This is a genomic window from Prevotella sp. TCVGH, from assembly GCF_023522295.1.
GTDB lineage: Bacteria > Bacteroidota > Bacteroidia > Bacteroidales > Bacteroidaceae > Prevotella > Prevotella timonensis.
Map to the genome: position 1 here is coordinate 38344 of NZ_QFFX01000001.1, position 17450 is coordinate 55793.

At 45.3% G+C, this 17450-nt stretch carries 15 protein-coding genes; 4 read left to right on the plus strand and 11 right to left on the minus strand.

The genetic code is table 11. The features are described from left to right. Positions 1 to 42 precede the first annotated feature (42 nt). Complete coding sequence (gene hutI, locus DEM91_RS00130; RefSeq protein WP_249857395.1) at positions 43 to 1305, plus strand: imidazolonepropionase; 1263 nt, start codon at positions 43 to 45, stop codon at positions 1303 to 1305. A 120-nt stretch (positions 1306 to 1425) separates the two neighbouring features. Here hutI and DEM91_RS00135 read toward each other — a convergent pair whose 3' ends face one another. The 8 genes from DEM91_RS00135 to DEM91_RS00170 all read right to left on the minus strand — a co-directional run bounded on the left by DEM91_RS00135 (position 1426) and on the right by DEM91_RS00170 (position 11563). Next, complete coding sequence (locus tag DEM91_RS00135; RefSeq protein WP_249857396.1) at positions 1426 to 3429, minus strand: fructose-1,6-bisphosphatase; 2004 nt, start codon at positions 3427 to 3429, stop codon at positions 1426 to 1428. Continuing rightward, positions 3430 to 4266, minus strand: coding sequence for a hypothetical protein (locus tag DEM91_RS00140; RefSeq protein ID WP_249857397.1), 837 nt, complete (start codon positions 4264 to 4266; stop codon positions 3430 to 3432). Between the two features lie 2 nt (positions 4267 to 4268). Next, positions 4269 to 5501, minus strand: a complete 1233-nt coding sequence (locus tag DEM91_RS00145) for a glycosyltransferase (protein WP_249857398.1) — start codon at positions 5499 to 5501, stop codon at positions 4269 to 4271. 1 nt (position 5502) lies between these two features. Next, complete coding sequence (gene lysA / locus DEM91_RS00150) at positions 5503 to 6681, minus strand: diaminopimelate decarboxylase (protein ID WP_249857399.1); 1179 nt, start codon at positions 6679 to 6681, stop codon at positions 5503 to 5505. Positions 6682 to 6695: 14 nt separating this feature from the next. Beyond that, entirely contained in the window at positions 6696 to 8027 is a 1332-nt protein-coding gene (locus tag DEM91_RS00155; protein ID WP_249857400.1) for an aspartate kinase, read from the minus strand. Positions 8028 to 8091: 64 nt separating this feature from the next. Further along, on the minus strand, positions 8092 to 8829 hold the full coding sequence (locus tag DEM91_RS00160) for a cell division ATP-binding protein FtsE (RefSeq protein ID WP_249857401.1): 738 nt from the start codon (positions 8827 to 8829) through the stop codon (positions 8092 to 8094). A 1079-nt stretch (positions 8830 to 9908) separates the two neighbouring features. Beyond that, positions 9909 to 10439: an FHA domain-containing protein gene (locus DEM91_RS00165; RefSeq protein ID WP_249857402.1), complete on the minus strand. Its 531-nt coding sequence runs from the start codon at positions 10437 to 10439 to the stop codon at positions 9909 to 9911. An 11-nt stretch (positions 10440 to 10450) separates the two neighbouring features. After that, positions 10451 to 11563, minus strand: a complete 1113-nt coding sequence (locus tag DEM91_RS00170) for an SPOR domain-containing protein (protein ID WP_249857403.1) — start codon at positions 11561 to 11563, stop codon at positions 10451 to 10453. 144 nt (positions 11564 to 11707) lie between these two features. Between DEM91_RS00170 and rfbC the strand changes: the two genes are divergently transcribed. Both rfbC and DEM91_RS00180 read left to right on the plus strand, forming a co-directional pair. Further along, entirely contained in the window at positions 11708 to 12262 is a 555-nt protein-coding gene (gene rfbC, locus DEM91_RS00175; RefSeq protein ID WP_249857458.1) for a dTDP-4-dehydrorhamnose 3,5-epimerase, read from the plus strand. An 11-nt stretch (positions 12263 to 12273) separates the two neighbouring features. Beyond that, complete coding sequence (locus tag DEM91_RS00180) at positions 12274 to 13113, plus strand: DUF4738 domain-containing protein (protein ID WP_249857404.1); 840 nt, start codon at positions 12274 to 12276, stop codon at positions 13111 to 13113. A 778-nt stretch (positions 13114 to 13891) separates the two neighbouring features. On the opposite strand, the gene DEM91_RS00185 is transcribed toward DEM91_RS00180, so the two are convergent. The 3 genes from DEM91_RS00185 to DEM91_RS00195 all read right to left on the minus strand — a co-directional run bounded on the left by DEM91_RS00185 (position 13892) and on the right by DEM91_RS00195 (position 16052). Then, on the minus strand, positions 13892 to 14437 hold the full coding sequence (locus DEM91_RS00185; RefSeq protein ID WP_249857405.1) for a peroxiredoxin family protein: 546 nt from the start codon (positions 14435 to 14437) through the stop codon (positions 13892 to 13894). Between the two features lie 4 nt (positions 14438 to 14441). After that, positions 14442 to 15380 carry a ribose-phosphate pyrophosphokinase gene (locus DEM91_RS00190; protein WP_008125321.1) on the minus strand — a complete coding sequence of 313 codons (939 nt, stop codon included), beginning with the start codon at positions 15378 to 15380 and terminating at the stop codon, positions 14442 to 14444. Positions 15381 to 15443: 63 nt separating this feature from the next. Beyond that, positions 15444 to 16052, minus strand: a complete 609-nt coding sequence (locus DEM91_RS00195; protein ID WP_025072521.1) for a thiamine phosphate synthase — start codon at positions 16050 to 16052, stop codon at positions 15444 to 15446. Positions 16053 to 16220: 168 nt separating this feature from the next. On the opposite strand from DEM91_RS00195, the gene nspC reads away from it, so the two are divergent. Beyond that, entirely contained in the window at positions 16221 to 17393 is a 1173-nt protein-coding gene (gene nspC, locus DEM91_RS00200; protein ID WP_249857406.1) for a carboxynorspermidine decarboxylase, read from the plus strand. The last annotated feature ends 57 nt before the right edge of the window (positions 17394 to 17450 follow it).

A 17450-nucleotide genomic window follows, 5' to 3' on the forward strand; every position in this document is an offset into this window, starting at 1 on the left:
TCTTCGGACAGGAGGAGTGGGATTTTCATTTTGTTACATGATATGAAACTTTTAGTAACCAACATTGCTTTTCTGGCAGGCATCCAACCCACGGACAAGCTACGACTGGAGGGTAAGGAGATGGCTCGGCTCGAAACGATAGCGAATGCCTTTCTCTATGTCGAGGACGGGCGCATCCATTCGTATGGTGCCATGAGCGATTTAGCGAAATGCAACCTTCCTTCTGATGTACAGCAGATAGATGCCAAAGGCGGAAGTGTGCTGCCCTCTTGGTGCGATTCGCACACCCACATTGTCTTTGCAGGGAGTCGTGAGCAGGAGTTTGTGGACAAGATACGTGGCTTGAGCTATGCCGAAATCGCCAAAAGGGGCGGTGGTATCCTCAATTCTGCCGACAAGTTGCACGACATGTCCGAAGATGAACTGTACCAACAGGCGATGCGTCGTGTAGACGAAGTCATCCGAAAAGGAACGGGGTGCATAGAAATCAAGAGTGGATACGGTTTGAACACCGCTGACGAACTGAAAATGTTGCGCGTCATCAAGCGCATCAAAGAGACGACACCGCTCAAGGTGGTTGCCACTTTCTTGGGTGCGCATGCCGTTTCGCGCGAATATGCAGGCAGACAAAGTGATTATGTCGACTTGGTAATCCGTGAGATGATTCCTGCTGTAGCCAAAGAAAACTTGGCAGAATACATTGATGTGTTCTGCGATACGGGCTTCTTTACGCCCGAAGAAACCGCACGTATTCTTGAAGCAGGGGCAAAATATGGCATGCGAGGCAAGATACATGCCGACGAATTGGCGTCCTCTGGTGGGGTAGAGGTAGGAGTTAGACACAATGCCCTATCGGTAGACCATCTCGAGAGTATGACCGCAGAAACGATAGAGACACTACGTGGCAGCGAAACCATGCCTACCGCCCTTCCCGGTACATCGTTCTTCCTGAACATGCCGTTTGCGTTGGGGCGCAAAGTCATTGACGAGGGGTTGCCTTTAGCGGTGGCAAGCGACTACAATCCAGGCTCGACACCATCGGGAGACATGAAGTTTGTCATTTCGCTGGCGTGCATCAAGATGCGTCTCTTACCAGCAGAAGCCATCAATGCAGGTACCATGAACAGTGCGTATGCCATGGGATTGAGCAAGGATTACGGTTCTATCACGAAGGGAAAGGTTGCGAATTTTTACATTACGAAGCCCATCCCATCGGTTGACTTTATTCCTTACGCATACACTACACCTATAGTAAACAGGATATTTTTGCGGGGCGAGGAGTACATTCCACAAACAGAGTTGTAGAAAACAGGCAGATGTTCTGGATTCAAACCAGTCCGTTTGCTTTCTTTTCCGTTCCCCTTTCTTGACGAAAAAACGCTCAACCACAATGAGGTTGAGCGTTTTTTCGAGTGTAGGGTCGTGTTATTTTCGCATCTGACGGTCTCTCTCTTTCAATACACCATGGCGATAAGCATCGAGCAGTGCTTCCAAATCCTTGATTTGTTGTTTGAGTTCTGCACCTTTGTCCGTGTCTGCCACCAGCATGCGGTGTGCACTCATCTCAACAATTTGCGTCGTTCCGATGATGTCCGTGCCTTGCAAAATGGCATCCTCGGTGTTGGTAAAAGGCTCGTGTTGTACCAATTGGAAACCTCTACTATGGTACACCAAGGTGTAGCCAGCAATACCAGTCTCTTTGTGGTAGGCTTGTGAGAAGCCTCCGTCAATCACCATGAGCTTTCCGTTGGCTTTGATAGGATTCTCACCATTCATCACATGTACGGGAACATGACCGTTGATGATGTGCCGATTGGGGTCTTTTACGTCGAAGGCATCCAAGATTTGGTCCACTATCGCTTCTTGATTACGCAGTTTGAAGTAGTTCCCCTTCTCTTCATGGTGCGTCTCTTTGTCGGCAATGAAATATCGCTCGAAGGTGGACATCTTCGACTTGTTGAACAAAGGACTGTCGGGACCACACCACAGGTAGAGGAAATAGTCGATGGCATATTGGTGTTCATCGTTAGGAGCGTCATGTTGGAAGGCGGTACGTATCATCATACCCGTCTGGTGCATCAATTGTCTTCCCACATATTTCCGTCCGGGATAAATCTCTACTTCTTTCAATGTGCCATCCTCATTGAGTGGGATAGAGGCGTGAAACAGCAAGTTGCCGTTAAAGATGGCGTACATGCACCCATGTTGCAAAAGCAATCGCATGTGCTTGTGCAGTTTCTCGCTGACCATGAACGAATGGCGAAGTCGTTGCATCAGTTCCTTTTCTTCGGGCGTTAATTCGTTGGGATGCTTAGGATCTACTGTGGGGAAATGATGATCGTGAAGCTCATATTCTTTTCCGTCCAATGTGATAGTACCCTTCTCATAGTTCACGAAGTTGAAGAGTTCTCTGTTTTGCATCTTCCATTCGGGATGACGTTCATAGAGTTGCGCCTCTTCTTTGAACTGAATAATGGCAATTGCCTTGTGCATGAGTGCTGTGAGGCGCAGCGTCTTCTCAGCAACTTCTTTGGAACCCCCACTGAGTTTTGGATAAAAAGCCTCGCAAGGGTCGTCTCCATAGGTCTCCATGGCAAAGGTAGCTAATGGCACTAAGTTGATACCATACCCCTCTTCCAAGGTGGTGAGGTTGGCATATCGCAACGACAAGCGAATGACATTGCAGATACACGCATGATTTCCTGCACATGCCCCCATCCATAGCACGTCGTGGTTTCCCCACTGAATGTCCCAACTGTGGTAGTGTTCCATGGTGTCCATGATGATGTGTGCACCCGGTCCACGGTCGTACACATCGCCCAAGATGTGCAGTTGGTCTATCACCAGTCGTTGAATGACGTGTGCCAAGGCAATGATAAAATCATCGGCACGCCCAGTAGAGATAATGGTCTCAAGGATAACGTTGTAATAAGCCACCTTATTCGTAACACCAGCATTCTCGTGCAAGAGCTCTTGAATGATGTAACTGAAATCTGTGGGCAGTGCTTTTCTCACTTTCGAGCGCGTATATTTGCTGGACACATCACGACACACCATTACCAACTGATGCAGGGTAATATGATACCAATCATAAATATCCTGTTCGGCAGCCTTGACCAATTGCAATTTCTGTTCGGGGTAATAAATCAGTGTGCATAACTCTCGCTTCTCACTCTCTCGCAAGGTGTTGCCAAAGAGTTCGCTCACTTTGCGCTTGATGTTGCCAGAGGCATTCTTTAACACATGCTGAAAAGCCTCGTTCTCACCGTGAATATCTGCCAAAAAGTGTTCCGTTCCCTTGGGTAGATGCAGAATTGCCTGCAAGTTAATGATTTCGGTACTTGCATCGGCGATGGTGGGAAACGACTGTGATAATAATTCTAAATATCTTAAATCTTGTAGAGTAGGGTGCTTGTATTCCATTTCCATTTATTTTATCGTATTCTGTTCTGTTGTGTTGACGGCTTCTCTTAGCCTTTTGGTGTGTTTGTCATCAAGAGGATTTAATGGCATGAACCCTTCTGTTATCTGTTTGTCTTCTTCAAGTAGCTGAAGGATGCGGGCAGCAAACTTTTCTTCGTGCAGCGTTATGAGCATTTGGACAAGCGCATCCTCATCGTAGTCAACCGTCATCAGCGAGGTGGCTAATTGTGCCAATGCTGCTTTTGAAATGTTGCGGCGGTGGTACTGATACCTGAGATATAATACTTGTGTGCAAAATTCTTTTTCTAATGGGGCGTCTTCTTCGATAATGGTCATCTTCTTGGCAATCGCTTGCCGCATCCTTTGGTCGTGTTCAAGGATGGTCTGTTCGTAGAGTGTCACCAACTGCTCAAGGCAATCCTGCGGTGTGATAGTGGCGGTGAGGATGGGATTGGGTATCAATGCCACGCGGTCGCTCCATTGCCTTTGTTGGATGCTTCTTCGCTCATTTTCTCCCCATACCAATACTGTGGTGGCTTTCTTTGTTGCATTTTTTTGTGCAAGTAGCTTTGTGGGACTCAGTCGAACTTCTTGTTGATGAAACCACCAAGGTGCCAGTTCGCCCAAAGGAGAATAAACTGTGGGTATCAGTTGTCGGTGTGCCTGTGTGATGCGCTTCGAGGTTTGGGCGTTCCATGCGCCAAAGACATGAATCAGTTGTGGAAACTGCGTGGACAGCGTCATGTCACTGCGTGCGGTAAGTCCCTCTTCGAGCAATGTAAAATATTGCTGGTAAAGCGGCTGTTTGGCAACATTGGGCGGAATATACAACTCGATATTCATATTTACAGTTTATGACTGGTAAAATCGTAATTATCGGCTTTGCGAAATCTTTGCCTGAACAGAAGGTTACGCCACACGATAGTAGGTTCGTAACACAACACTTGCCATGTAGACAAGTGGGGCATAAAGAATTTCAAAGGCTTTGTGATGACCCACATTCTCATGCCTATCGTGCAGAGTAGAGCGACGGCAGCGGTCACGATGAGCACCCAGTTGACTTCGCTAATGGCAATCCCTAACACGATGAACGTCACGAGATAAGAGAGATAAAGCATCGCCTGATCGACCTTATATATAAGGTGTAAGCGGAAGGAGCGTTGGAGTAATGGGCGAGAGGCAAGTTCGAAGAGCAGCTGGTTGCGCCGTTTCTTTTTAGTGGGAATGTCCTCTATCATCCATGAGGCAGGTTCTATGCAGACGGTGTTGGCTTGGGGAGCGGCAAACTTGTTGACGATGAAGTCGTATTCCCCCCGCAACAATTGCAGGTTGCCACGATAACCGTCTTGAGCAATGAACCCACTCTTGCGGAACATGAGGTTGCACGAGTTGGTGCGATAGGCGATGCTGCGATGCGCCTGATGCAATAAATATAAATCCGAGTACCACCTTTCCAACTGATAAAGGGTGGGGGCGGCAGGCTCATACTGGCTATATCCCATGACCAATTGTGCCTCTTGGGTGCAGTGGCGAGACATCTCAAGCAACCAAGTGCTACTGGCTGGCTGGCAATCTGCCTCTGTTAAAAGTATCCATTCATGCTTAGCAGCCTTGACACCCAACGTAATGGCAAGCTTCTTGCGACTCATGTACCGGGAAGATGTGGGGACAAAGGTGGCGTAGAGATGTGGGTTATTGGCAAAACGCTTCAGCACCATCTCGGTTTCGTGGTCGCCTTGTTCTGCCACAACCACCACCTCGAAGGCACCTTCGTATTCTTGTTCCAAGAGTGCAGGCAGATGCTTCGCCAACTCTTTTGCCTGTTCATGAACCGTCACCAATACAGTGATGTTCGGTGGTTCTGTCGTTTGTATGTCATTGGCTGTGTTGTCATTAGGTTGAGATGAGGCAACATCCTCTGCCGTCTCTACGATTTCCTCCTCGTCAGACACCTCTGCTGTCGTGATGAGTCGACGAAGATCACGGCGAAAACGGAAGTACGGACTGCAAAGTGGTGCTACCAAAGCCAGCAATAGGACGAGGATGCTAATGATGAGGGTTGTTTCGTTGATAATCATGTTATATTTTTCTTTCCTCTGATGAAAAATCATTGCTTAAATATCCCTGAACTAAAGGTCTGCCATTGTACTGACTTGCCATACTTTCACCGTAGGCTCCTGCCGACCGAATGGCTAAGATATCTCCTCTGCGACAGGAGGGTAGAAGTACACCTTGTGCCATGACATCACTCGATTCACAGATAGGACCTACCACATCGTAGGTGTCCAGCGCTCCTTGAGACGACCTGTTTTCTATTTTGTGATGGGCTTGATAGAGTGCAGGACGTAACAGTTCGGTCATTCCAGCATCTATGATGCAAAACTTTTTGTGTTCTCCTTCCTTGATATAGAGCACTTTGCTTATCAAACTCCCACATTGGGCAACAACCGATCGTCCTAATTCAAAGTGAATGGTTTGCTCTTTTGTGTAGTGTAAATGTTGGGCAAAGGTGTCAAAATAGGCTTGGAAATCAGGGATGGCACAACCATCAGGGTCGTCATAGTTTACACCGAGTCCGCCTCCCACATTGATGTAACGCAAATGAATGTCATGCTGGTTTAACTCTGTTTGCAGTTCATTGATGCGTTGACACTCAGATACAAAGTCGCTCATATCCGTGATTTGGGAACCAATATGAAAGTGAAGACCTATGAGTGTGATGTGTTCGAGCCGAGAGCAGGCTTCTATGGCTGTGTTCATCTGTGCCAATGGAATGCCAAACTTATTTTCCGACAGTCCTGTAGTGATGTGAGCGTGCGTATGAGCTCCCACATTGGGATTGATGCGCAATGCCACATGTGCCACTTGTTGTTCTTGAGCAGCCAGCGCATTGATAACTTCCAACTCTTCCAAGCTCTCTACATGAAAGCAAAAAATGTGCTGTTGAAGTGCTAATCTGATTTCTTCATCCCGTTTTCCCACCCCAGCAAACACAATCTTATTAGCAGGAAAGCCAGCCTTCAAGGCTGCTGTGATCTCTCCACCACTTACACAATCGGCACCAAACCCTGCCTGACTTATCTGTTGCAGTAGTTGGGGATGCGCATTGGCTTTCAAGGCATAATGCACTTCAAAGTGGGCATGCTTGTCCGTCTCACGCTTAATGGCATCCAGTGTGCGATGAAGCAACTGGGTGTCGTAATAATAATAAGGTGTCTGCTTGGTGTTTAAGCAGGCTGCAGAAGGTAATGCGTTCATGTTGTGCCAGTCTCCTATTCAACTTCTTGGTGATGAAAGAGCATGTCACTGAGACTTTGTAGTGCTTTTTTCTTGTCACTGGCTTTTACAAGGAACGAGATGTTATAATTGCTACCTCCATAAGATATCATGCGCACAGGGATGTGTCGCATGGCATCTAATGCCAAGGTCTCGAACCCCACGTTACTCCATGCTAAGTCGCCCACCACGCAGATGATGCACATGTCTCTGTCAACAGTGACCGTACCGAACTTCATCAGGTCATTAACAATCTCGTCCAAGTGGCTGTCGTCGTCAATACTCATGGACACACCCACCTCGCTGGTGGCAATCATGTCAATAGGCGTTTGATAACTTTCAAAGATTTCGAATACCTTTCTCAAGAAACCTGTGGCTAATAACATTCTCGATGATTTGATTTTAATGGCGACAATGTTGTCTTTGGCAGCCACCGCCTTGATCTCCCCTTGTTTGATAGTGTTGTTAATGAGGGTTCCATCGGCATCGGGTTCTAAGGTATTTTTCAACCGCACGGGTATTCCTGCATATTTGGCAGGCTGCACACAAGTCGGGTGTAGTATCTTGGCACCAAAGTATGCCAACTCTGCAGCCTCCTCAAAGTTGAGCTGTTCTACTGCTTCGGTGTCGTCTACCACGCGAGGGTCGTTGTTGTGCATGCCATCAATGTCGGTCCAAATCACAATTTCTTCCGCTGGTAGTGCCGCTCCTATCAGTGAAGCGGTGTAATCAGAACCGCCCCGAAGCAGGTTGTCAACCTCTCCATATGCGTTGCGACAAATGAATCCTTGGGTCAAGTAGATTTGTTGCTCTGGGTTGGCAGCCATTTGTTCGGCAAGTTGTTCCTTGATATATGGAAGATTGGGCTCCCCGTTCTTATCCGTTCTCATAAAGTCGAGTGCCGACAACAGAACGGCTTTTATCCCTTGCTCTTGCAGATAATTCACCATCATCGTGGTACTGATGATTTCGCCTTGCGCAACAATGCACTTCTCTTCAAACGAGGTAAATAAGTCTTTGGTAAACAATCGGAGGTAGTTAAACTCTTCTACCAAGAACTGTCGCGTTTTCTGTTTGTACGTTTCCGTGCTGTACAGCTCCTCGATATGCTCAAGATATTTTCTTTCCAAGGCGTTGATGACCTCGTTTGCGCCTTCTGGATTCTTCTTATATAAATAGTCTGCTATTTCAATCAGAGTGTTCGTTGTACCCGACATGGCAGAGAGAACCACAAAAGTGGGTTGTCCTGAAGTGGTAATCAGCGTTGCCACATTCTTTATTCTTGTTGGTGAGCCTACGGAAGTGCCACCGAATTTCATTACTTTCATACGTGATAACTGTTTACCTGAGTTCATGTAAAATGTGAATAAGCTTCTGATGTGTGCGATGCGGTTATGCCTCTTGACTTTCTTGCGTGTCCTGCAAGGCGTCTACTTTCAAGTCGGATTTGTTGTAGGAGCTGGTAATATCTTCAAGAAGTCCGTCTTTCGCACGATATACGATGCCGGGATATTGATCTAACAAGGGGATGTTATGCGTCGACATCACAACGGCAGTGCCCGTTAGGGTAATCTCTTTCAGCAGTTTCACAATGTTGTGTGCGGTCTCTGGGTCAAGATTGCCCGTGGGTTCATCTGCGACAATCATCTTGGGACGATTCAGGAGTGCCCTTGCAATCGCAATTCGCTGTTGCTCTCCGCCTGAGAGTTCATGGGGCATCTTATATTTTTTCTCCGTCATCTCAACGGCTGAGAGCACCTCGTCTATGCGGGCATCAATCTCTTTCTTATCTTTCCACCCCGTTGCTTTGAGTACAAACTTCAAATTTATATAGATGTTTTTGTCGTGCAACAGCTGAAAATCTTGGAAGATAATTCCCATTTCGCGTCGCAATCCGGGTACTTGTTTTCGTTTGATATGCGTGAGATCACGCCCTAATACTTCCGCTTTGGTTCCCTCTTCTGTGTGGATATCCAACTCACAATAGATGGTTTTCAGCAGTGAACTTTTGCCAGAACCAACTTTTCCGATAAGGTAGATAAATTCACCTTCCTCAACTTGAAAATCTACATCTTTCAGTACTAACGTGTCAGCCTGATATATTTGCACCTTTTGATAGTCTACTAACATGGTCGATAGTCTTCTTTTTTATTATTGAATCGTCATTCTCTCTTCCTCAAGAGCCGAATGTTTCACTCATGCAAAGATACTAAATTCTTTCGAATAGTCAGCCATATCGGCACTGATAAATATGAATTGCACACCGCTCTTTTATTGAAAACGTGGCTCTATTATAAAAAAATGACGTATTTTCCTGTTGTAAACAACGTAGATGAAGTTAACAACGAAATCAACAGATAACACGAAAGCGGGTGTGGGATATAAACAAATCAAAAGACGTAGACGTTTTTAACGAAAAGAACGAAAATAAATAAGTGCCATCTCTTTCCGAGACTTCATTGAATGAGAGAGGTTGCAGGAAATGTTTTTTGTCTCTTTAGAAAGAATGGGACGTTCATCTGTGAAATATCTTCTGTAGCACAGTATGTTTTTCTTTTGTGTTTTTCGTTTCTAAGACATGTGCTGTCAGTCTATATCTCAGTTCGTACGCAAGAAGCCCATAAAGGATTGATAGTTCAAGGTGTTGTGCAGCAGTTAATGTTGTGAGTAAATGCGGGGCGAAACTCCAAAAGTATGATAGTTCAAGGTGTTGTACGGCAGTTATTGTTGTGAGTAAAGGCGGGGCGAAGCCCCAAAAGTATGATAGTTCAAGGTGTTCTGCGGCAGTTGATGTTGTGAGCAAAGGCGGGGCGAAGCCCCAATAGGAATACAGCCCAGGGTACCACCCTGGGTGAGCGTTTATTAACTAATTGGCGCGCTGTAAGCGCAAAAGGAATCAGTGAAGCATTCTTTCTTTTCGTCTTCCTTTTGCTCTTTCAGAGCGCAAAATTAGTGGTCAACTGTACCCAGGGTGTTACCCTGGGCTAAGAGCTTATTGGGCTTTCAGCCCGTCTTTGCTGTGTGTGTAAACCGTTTATTCTAAAATTGTGATGATTAAAACATCATTGTGTTGCCCTGGCTCTTTTCTGCTTATGTCGTAAGACTGTGAGTGAGGGCAGTTAAAAAAACAAAATGAGAAGGTGGTATGAGCGTCTATCCCTCTTTAGGAGTGGTAGTTATGCAGGTGAAAGAGATACCAAAAAAGTTGTTTATTCTTCTTCTGCGTGAGGTGTGCGAAGAATTATGCTTGTCGCTCCGATAGTAAAAAGAGTGCCGTCGTAGATGATGCGACGCTCACGATCGCCCAAAATTTCATTGTGTACAAAGGTGCCAGTGAAGCTGGGACCATCGCTCAGCTCATATTTCAAACCGCCTCGCTTGTCTTTCGACACCTGAATGCGGCAATGTGTCATGTCAACGCTGGGGTCGGTGGTTTCGATGGGACAATTGATGTCATTGCCTTTCTGATAACGTCCTATGACGTTGATGCCCAATTGGAGAGGAATGACTTGTTTATAATGAAATACATTCTCTATCACCACCAGCTCTCCATAGTTGGCTGCTGCTTGTTCATCGGGAGTGTCGTCTTGTTGTTTGTCCTTTTGTTTGGACACACCTAACTTGATACCAAACTGTTTGTTGCAGGCTGGACATTGGAAAACCAACGATTGCCCATCGGTATATTTGGTTTCATCAAAGGTAAGATAATAGTCACATTTCGGACATCGAACTCTCTTCACGGTCAGTATTTCTATCGGGTTGCGGTTGGGTGCTTAATTTTCATGACCCATCCTTCTGTAAATGCGGGTTTGTGGCGCAAGCTGTTCAATGCTTGATAGGCAGCTTGTTCGTTGGCATAGTGCCCAAAAATTACTCGGGTGGTCTTGGCTTTAGTGTACACCTCAGCCTCTTTAACTCCTTGCTTCTGCAACTCTTCCACGTAAGTCGTGGCGTTGCGAATGGTCACTCTGCTTGCCAAGACAATGGTATAGAAAGGTTCTGCCTTCTCTTCTGCCGCTGTTTGTTTTGCAGTTGTAGATACAGCCGTTTGCGGTTGCTCTGCTTTTACCACCTCTTCTGCTTTTTGTTTTGCTGGCTGTGCTTCTGTTTGAGCATTCCCCGTGGTTACGTCTTTCGGCATAATTCGATACAGCAGACGGGTATTAATCTTCCCAAACATATCGGCTGTATTTCCTGCATCATGGAGTGTGGCAGGGAATAAGAAGAACGCCAAGACTGCCAAACATGCCGCAGCCAGATTGCGCAGCACACTCACTTTTATTTCAATGGTGCGACTGGGGCGAACCTCTGCTACTTCTGTATTAGCCTGAGCCTCTTCTTCGGTCTCGGCAGATAGCACAGAATTGGTTTGAATGGGCACATTCTTTGGATTGGTAGACGTCTCCAACTGAGGTGCAGGGGCGGTTGTGCGCACTTGAATACGTCTTAGCGGCGTGATGTCTACCGTGCTTAGTCCGTAAAGTTCGGGCGTCAGGATGCCAGCCTCGCAGGGTTGAAACGTATAGCTTCCGTCATGATGATAGAAAATAGTACCAAGGTCAGACATTTCATAGGAGCCTTCGTTTGCCAAGTGTTGCTTTACTTCGCTCACCTCGCTATCGATGCGTTGCAATGCCTCTGGATAGCTGATGTCGTAAACATCGACATACGACTGTGCCAATAACGAATCATTCAGGGTAAGTTGTGGATTGAATCCTATCGTCCGCAGTGGGGGATAGTACATTTCTTGCTCTTCATCATAGTGTGCCTCAACATGATGCGTCATGAATCCGCCAAAGTTGGGGACAATCACGCAATCATTGTTCAGCAGAAGAATCTCAATATGTCTTTCTAATTCAATCACGTTTGCAAATTTAGCTTATTTTTGCGAATATACCAATGAATTGTTTGAAAAAATAAACAACCTAAAAATTAAACCTGCATTTGCTTTGTCATTCTTTCAAATAATGTTATCTTTGCTTCAGATTATTTGTTTTAATACAATATGATGAAGTTTACAGAGACCCCTATTCAAGGGGTTTGGATTATAGAGCCAAAGGTATTTAACGATGCACGAGGCTATTTTTTTGAAGCTTGGAAACAAGCCGAATTCAACGCCCATATAGGAGAGGTCAACTTTATCCAAGACAACGAGTCTCAATCGAGTTATGGTGTGCTGCGCGGACTGCATTATCAAAAAGGTGCCTATTCGCAAGCAAAACTTGTTCGAGTAATTCAAGGAAGCGTTTTGGATGTTGCTGTTGACCTCCGAAAGTCATCTCCTACTTTTGGGAAACATGTCGCTGTAGAGTTGAGTGCCGATAACAAACGGCAACTTTTCATACCTCGTGGGTTTGCCCATGGTTTCTTGGTGTTGAGCGAAGAAGCCATTTTTACATATAAGGTGGATAATGTTTATGCACCTCAGCACGAGACAGGCATTCGTTGGAACGATGAAGATTTGAACATTCAGTGGCCTTTGGACCCAGCTTGTTTTATCACCAGTGAGAAGGATTTGAATGCTTGCTCTTTCCGAGAGGCAGAAGTCTTTGAGGAAATTTAGAAGAGTTGCTGATGATGACAATAAAGGACGTGACAGTGAAAAAGCTCAACCATAGAACATTACCCCTTTCTCTCTTTTTGTTTACCCTGCTCCTCGTCTTGGGAAGTTGTGGCTCTGAAAAGAAGAAAAACGTGCAAGATGCTATCCAAGAAGATGTGCAAGCAAAGAAACTGCTGCAAGGCATTTGGCTCAATGAAGACGAGGGGAGCGTGGTGTTCAAGGTACATGGCGACACCATTTATTATCCAGACTCGACCAGTATTCCTGTGTACTTCAAAATAGTGCAGGATTCGTTGATTTTACAAGGCAACGCTATCACGCAATATGCCATTGTAAAACAGGCACCCCACTTGTTTATATTCAAAAATCCGTATGGCGATGTGGTTCGATTGGTGAAGAGTGATGACCCCGAAGACCGCTATGCCTTTATGTCGAAGCAGCCTGTGGCACTCAATCAGAATAGTTTGATTAAGCGTGATACCGTGGTGCATGCTGGCAATGAGCGATATCATCTGTACGTACAGGTGAACCCTACTACCTATAAAATTATCAAAAACACCTATACCGATGAAGGGGTAGAAGTGGGGAACATCTATTACGACAACATTATCCACGTGAGTGTGTTCAATGGTGCCAACCGGATTTTTTCACGTGATTTTAGGAAACAGGATTTTAAGACGTTGATTCCGAGCGACTATTATAATCAATGCATCTTGTCCGATTTTCTTTTTGACAAAATTACTGCCGATGGGGTGACCTATCGTGCTTATTTACCCATACCAGATTCTACGACCAGTTATGTTATCAAAGTGTTGATTTCGTTTACTGGAAAGTTTGAATTAAGCATCTAATCAATGCCTCGAATTTTTTTTACGAGGCGTTTTTTAGATGCTTTCGCCAAACTTCACGCCTTTAATTTTCGTCTGATTTCTACTTCTTCATCCTTGTGTTTCGTAAAAAAAAATGACAATTTTTGGCACTTTTATTTTTCGGCAAATAGAATTGGAAAAGGCAATTTTCTTCTCGTGTTTGCCCCATTTTGTGACTAACTCCATACAATAGATGAGGAAGTATAAAGAGATAAGCACCTTAACCCATTAGGTTAAGTCGTCTAACCCATGTGAACAACAGGGTTGGAACGTCTCTTTTTAGTCCAAAACAAGGCTTAATGCAATGAGATAAGTACCTTTTAAGGAGATTAGAATGCATAGTTGTTGGCGAAGTCTATGACAGTCAGCCGATTACAAACACGCAAAATTCAGCCCATATTTGAGACCTGTCCATACTTTGCTCGAAAATAATCGAGTATTTAAGCAGCTACTGTAAGAAAAATTCAAAATAAATTTACTCTAAAACGCCATCGTGGCAACACCTCAAACGGAAGTGTTGCCACGATGTATGTATGGTTCTAAAAAGAATGTTCTTGTAGAGTTTAGGCTGGTTCTATAAATTAGCTTTGTTAGATTTTGAACTTATTTTTGAGGTCAAAATGCAAGAGAGTGAAGGAGTGTAGCGTGCTACACGACTGAACGAGCTTACATTTTGAACCAAAAAGAAGCCAAAAGATAACAAAACGTGTTTCATAAAAATTTAATGACTTTATGCGGTGGTAATTTATAGAACCAGCCTTTAGTCTAATTGTGCTGCGACAAACTTTCGTAAGTCATCGCCTCGCAAATCCTCTGCCAATATCTCTCCTTTGAAATTGATAATCACGGTGTGAGGGATAGAGTTGACACGGAACAGGCGTGCCGCTTCGCTGTCCCAGCCCTTCAGGTCGGAGAGCTGCGTCCAGTTCATGTGCAACTGCTCCACTGCTTCCTTCCATGCCGCTTCATCATTATCCAACGAAATGCCGACAATACCCAACCCTTTGGATTGATAATCGTTGTACACGGCAACAACATTGGGTGCTTCGTGCATACAGGGACCACACCAGCTTGCCCAGAAGTCGAGAATGGTGAGTTTGTTTTTCGCCATTTCGTCTTGGATAGCAACAGATTTGCCGTTGATATCGTTCATCGTAAAGGTAGGAATGGTGTTCTCCGTGTCCTGCTTTTGCTCCTGTGGAGCTGCTGGAGCCGCTGGTTGTTGCTTCTTCTGTTGACAGCTGCTCATGATGAGCCAGCCTGCCAGCACCATGATTATTCCTGTGGTGGGTTTCATCAGCTTCATCTTATTAAATAAGGTATTGTGAAGAGATACTCTCGTTGTGAATAACACGACGAATGGTCTCGGCAAACATATCTGCTACAGAGAGTTGCTTAATCTTTGAGCAACGCTGGGTGTAGGGAATGGAGTCGGTGAAGACAATCTCTTCGATAGACGACTGTTGCACACGTTCATTGGCTGGTCCACTCATCACACAGTGGGATGCCATAGCGCGAACGCTGAGTGCACCCGCAGCCTTCATTACGTCGGCAGCCTTGGTGATAGTACCCGCAGTGTCTACCATGTCGTCGATGAGCACCACATTCTTTCCATTTACGTCACCAATAATCTGCATGCTCTCTACTTCGTTCGCTCTCGCACGTGTCTTATTGCACAATACGAGTGGGCAACCTAAATATTTGGCGTAGGTGTTGGCACGTTTTGAGCCGCCTACATCGGGTGAGGCAATGACCAAATTGTCGAGTTTGAGACTCTGTAAATAGGGGAGGATAACGCCCGAAGCGTAGAGGTGATCGACGGGAACGTTGAAGAATCCTTGAATCTGGTCAGCATGCAAGTCCATGGTGATGAGCCTGTCGATGCCTGCACAGCTTAAGAGATCTGCCACCAACTTAGCCCCGATGCTTACTCTCGGTTTGTCTTTGCGGTCTTGTCGTGCCCAACCAAAGTATGGAATCACTGCAATGATGTGACGAGCCGAAGCGCGCTTGGCAGCATCAATCATCAAAAGGAGTTCCATTAAGTTGTCTGAATTGGGGAAAGTGCTTTGCACCAAGAACACATTCTTGCCACGAATCGATTCTTCGTAGGATACGGCAAACTCACCATCCGAGAACTTGGTCATCACCATATTTCCCAATGGGCATCCCAAACTTGCACAAATCTTTTCTGCAAGATACCTTGTTTTGGTACCCGAGAAAATTAAAAAAGAGTCATTGTCACTCATTTCAGTATTGCGTTTAATATTTAATAGTGTTATGTGTATTTTAGTAGATTCTGCTCTTCAGGGCTATCCAACTGCCTTTTTCAGTTTTTGAAAATGCGCAATGAGCGCCTTGAAATCTATTTCATTGTGGATATTGAAGTGATTCCACAAATCACCTCGGATCACCACTCCGCCAAATCCGTATTCTTTTGCCAACTTGATGTTGTCCAAGTGCATGCCTCCCACCGCAAAAACATGGCGGTCGATGAGTCCTTTCTTGGCGGCTTCTTCTATTTGCAGCAGGTTGAAAGAGGCTTTCTGTGTAGGATCTTCAATGCTATCGAAAATCTTTTCCAAGAAAACATAGTCGGCTTTGCGCTTTGTTTCTCTCAACAACTGTATGTCAGAGCAACTGCGTGTGATGCGACCTCTAACCCCTTCGGGGACAGGATCGGTGAGTTGCTGAAGATGGATGCCTGATAAATTGTATTCGTTTTTAAGATAATAATGTTCGTGAACAATAATCTTTTTGTGGTATCTTTCGGGTAGCAGCGATAACAAACGTTCCGAATAGAGCGGTGAGGAATCGGGTTTGTGCAAGTGTAGGCTGTCCATACCCTCCTCGAAGAGGGCTGTCAATATTTTATCTTCTTCCACAAAAAATGTGGATTTCGTCATGATTACGAGCTTCATCACCAAGTTTGTTTGATGTTGCAAAAGTATGAAATTTATGTCACATGCGCAATTTTATCCGAAATAAAAAGCTATCTTTGTGATGAATATGTGCGACAGCTCCCTGTATGTCGCCTTTGCCTTCGGCTGTGGCATGGAGGTAAAACCCTATTTAGAGACAAAATGAACATGAAAATTAATTCTGTAACGTACGAAGAGATACATCGACCTATCTATATATTAGAAGAAGAGAAGTTAAGACGCAACCTCCAACTGATTCGACATGTGGCAACAACAGCCGATGTGGAGATTATCTTGGCTTTCAAGGCTTATGCCCTTTGGAAAACGTTTCCTATTTTTCGGGAGTATATTCACGCCACAACAGCCAGTTCGCTGAATGAGGCTTTGTTGGGCTTTCATGCCTTTGGCGAGCCTACACACACCTATTCGCCTGCCTATACAGACGATGAAATGGAGGAAATTGTGCGTTGCTCGAGTCACGTCACGTTCAACTCTCTTTCCCAGTATGAGCGTTTTCATGTCTTGGCTCGACAGGTTCAACCGAATGTACAATTGGGTTTGCGCATCAATCCCGAATATTCCGAAGTGGGAACAGACCTCTATAACCCCTGTGCGCCCGGTACCCGATTTGGCGTTACCGCTGACCAATTGCCGCCGTCTTTGCCCAACGACCTTACGGGATTTCATTGTCACTGCCATTGCGAAAGTGGGGCAGACGTGTTTCAACGCACGTTGGTGCACATCGAGGAGAAGTTTAGCCGCTGGTTTGACGAACTGTCGTGGATTAACTTTGGTGGGGGACACTTGATGACCCGTCAAGATTATGACGTAGACTTGTTGATTGCCCTGCTTCAAGACTTCAAACAGAGGCATCCGCATTTACAAGTTATATTGGAACCGGGCAGTGCTTTTGCGTGGCAGACGGGTGTGTTGGTGGCACAGGTAGTTGATGTGGTGGAGAATCATGGCATTCGTACCGCCATTGTCAACGTGAGTTTTACGTGCCACATGCCCGACTGTTTGGAAATGCCCTATCAACCTACGATTCGAAATGCCACTACTTTGGCGCCAAAGTCGCAAAACCATACGGAGAAAAAACATGTATATAGAATAGGTGGCAACTCGTGTTTAAGTGGCGATTTCATGGGCGATTGGCAATTTGACCATGAATTGAAGGTAGGGGAGAACCTCATTTTTGAAGACATGTTGCACTATACTACGGTGAAAACCAACATGTTTAACGGGATTGACCATCCCGCTATTGCCCTGTTAAAAACCGATGGAACGTTGCAAATGCTGCGGGAATATACTTATGACGATTATCGCTTGCGGATGGATTAAGGCAAAATTTGAGGCATTTTTGAAAAAAAATGATGAATTGTTTGCGCTATCAGAAAA

Coding starts and splice junctions, on each gene's coding strand:
- hutI (WP_249857395.1), top strand. CDS start 43: ATGAAACTTTTAGTAACCAACATTGCTTTTCTGGCAGGCATCCAACCC.
- DEM91_RS00135 (WP_249857396.1), bottom strand. CDS start 3,429: ATGGAAATGGAATACAAGCACCCTACTCTACAAGATTTAAGATATTTA.
- DEM91_RS00140 (WP_249857397.1), bottom strand. CDS start 4,266: ATGAATATCGAGTTGTATATTCCGCCCAATGTTGCCAAACAGCCGCTT.
- DEM91_RS00145 (WP_249857398.1), bottom strand. CDS start 5,501: ATGATTATCAACGAAACAACCCTCATCATTAGCATCCTCGTCCTATTG.
- lysA (WP_249857399.1), bottom strand. CDS start 6,681: ATGAACGCATTACCTTCTGCAGCCTGCTTAAACACCAAGCAGACACCT.
- DEM91_RS00155 (WP_249857400.1), bottom strand. CDS start 8,027: ATGAAAGTAATGAAATTCGGTGGCACTTCCGTAGGCTCACCAACAAGA.
- DEM91_RS00160 (WP_249857401.1), bottom strand. CDS start 8,829: ATGTTAGTAGACTATCAAAAGGTGCAAATATATCAGGCTGACACGTTA.
- rfbC (WP_249857458.1), top strand. CDS start 11,708: ATGAAGTTTACAGAGACCCCTATTCAAGGGGTTTGGATTATAGAGCCA.
- DEM91_RS00180 (WP_249857404.1), top strand. CDS start 12,274: ATGATGACAATAAAGGACGTGACAGTGAAAAAGCTCAACCATAGAACA.
- DEM91_RS00185 (WP_249857405.1), bottom strand. CDS start 14,437: ATGAAGCTGATGAAACCCACCACAGGAATAATCATGGTGCTGGCAGGC.
- DEM91_RS00190 (WP_008125321.1), bottom strand. CDS start 15,380: ATGAGTGACAATGACTCTTTTTTAATTTTCTCGGGTACCAAAACAAGG.
- DEM91_RS00195 (WP_025072521.1), bottom strand. CDS start 16,052: ATGAAGCTCGTAATCATGACGAAATCCACATTTTTTGTGGAAGAAGAT.
- nspC (WP_249857406.1), top strand. CDS start 16,221: ATGAAAATTAATTCTGTAACGTACGAAGAGATACATCGACCTATCTAT.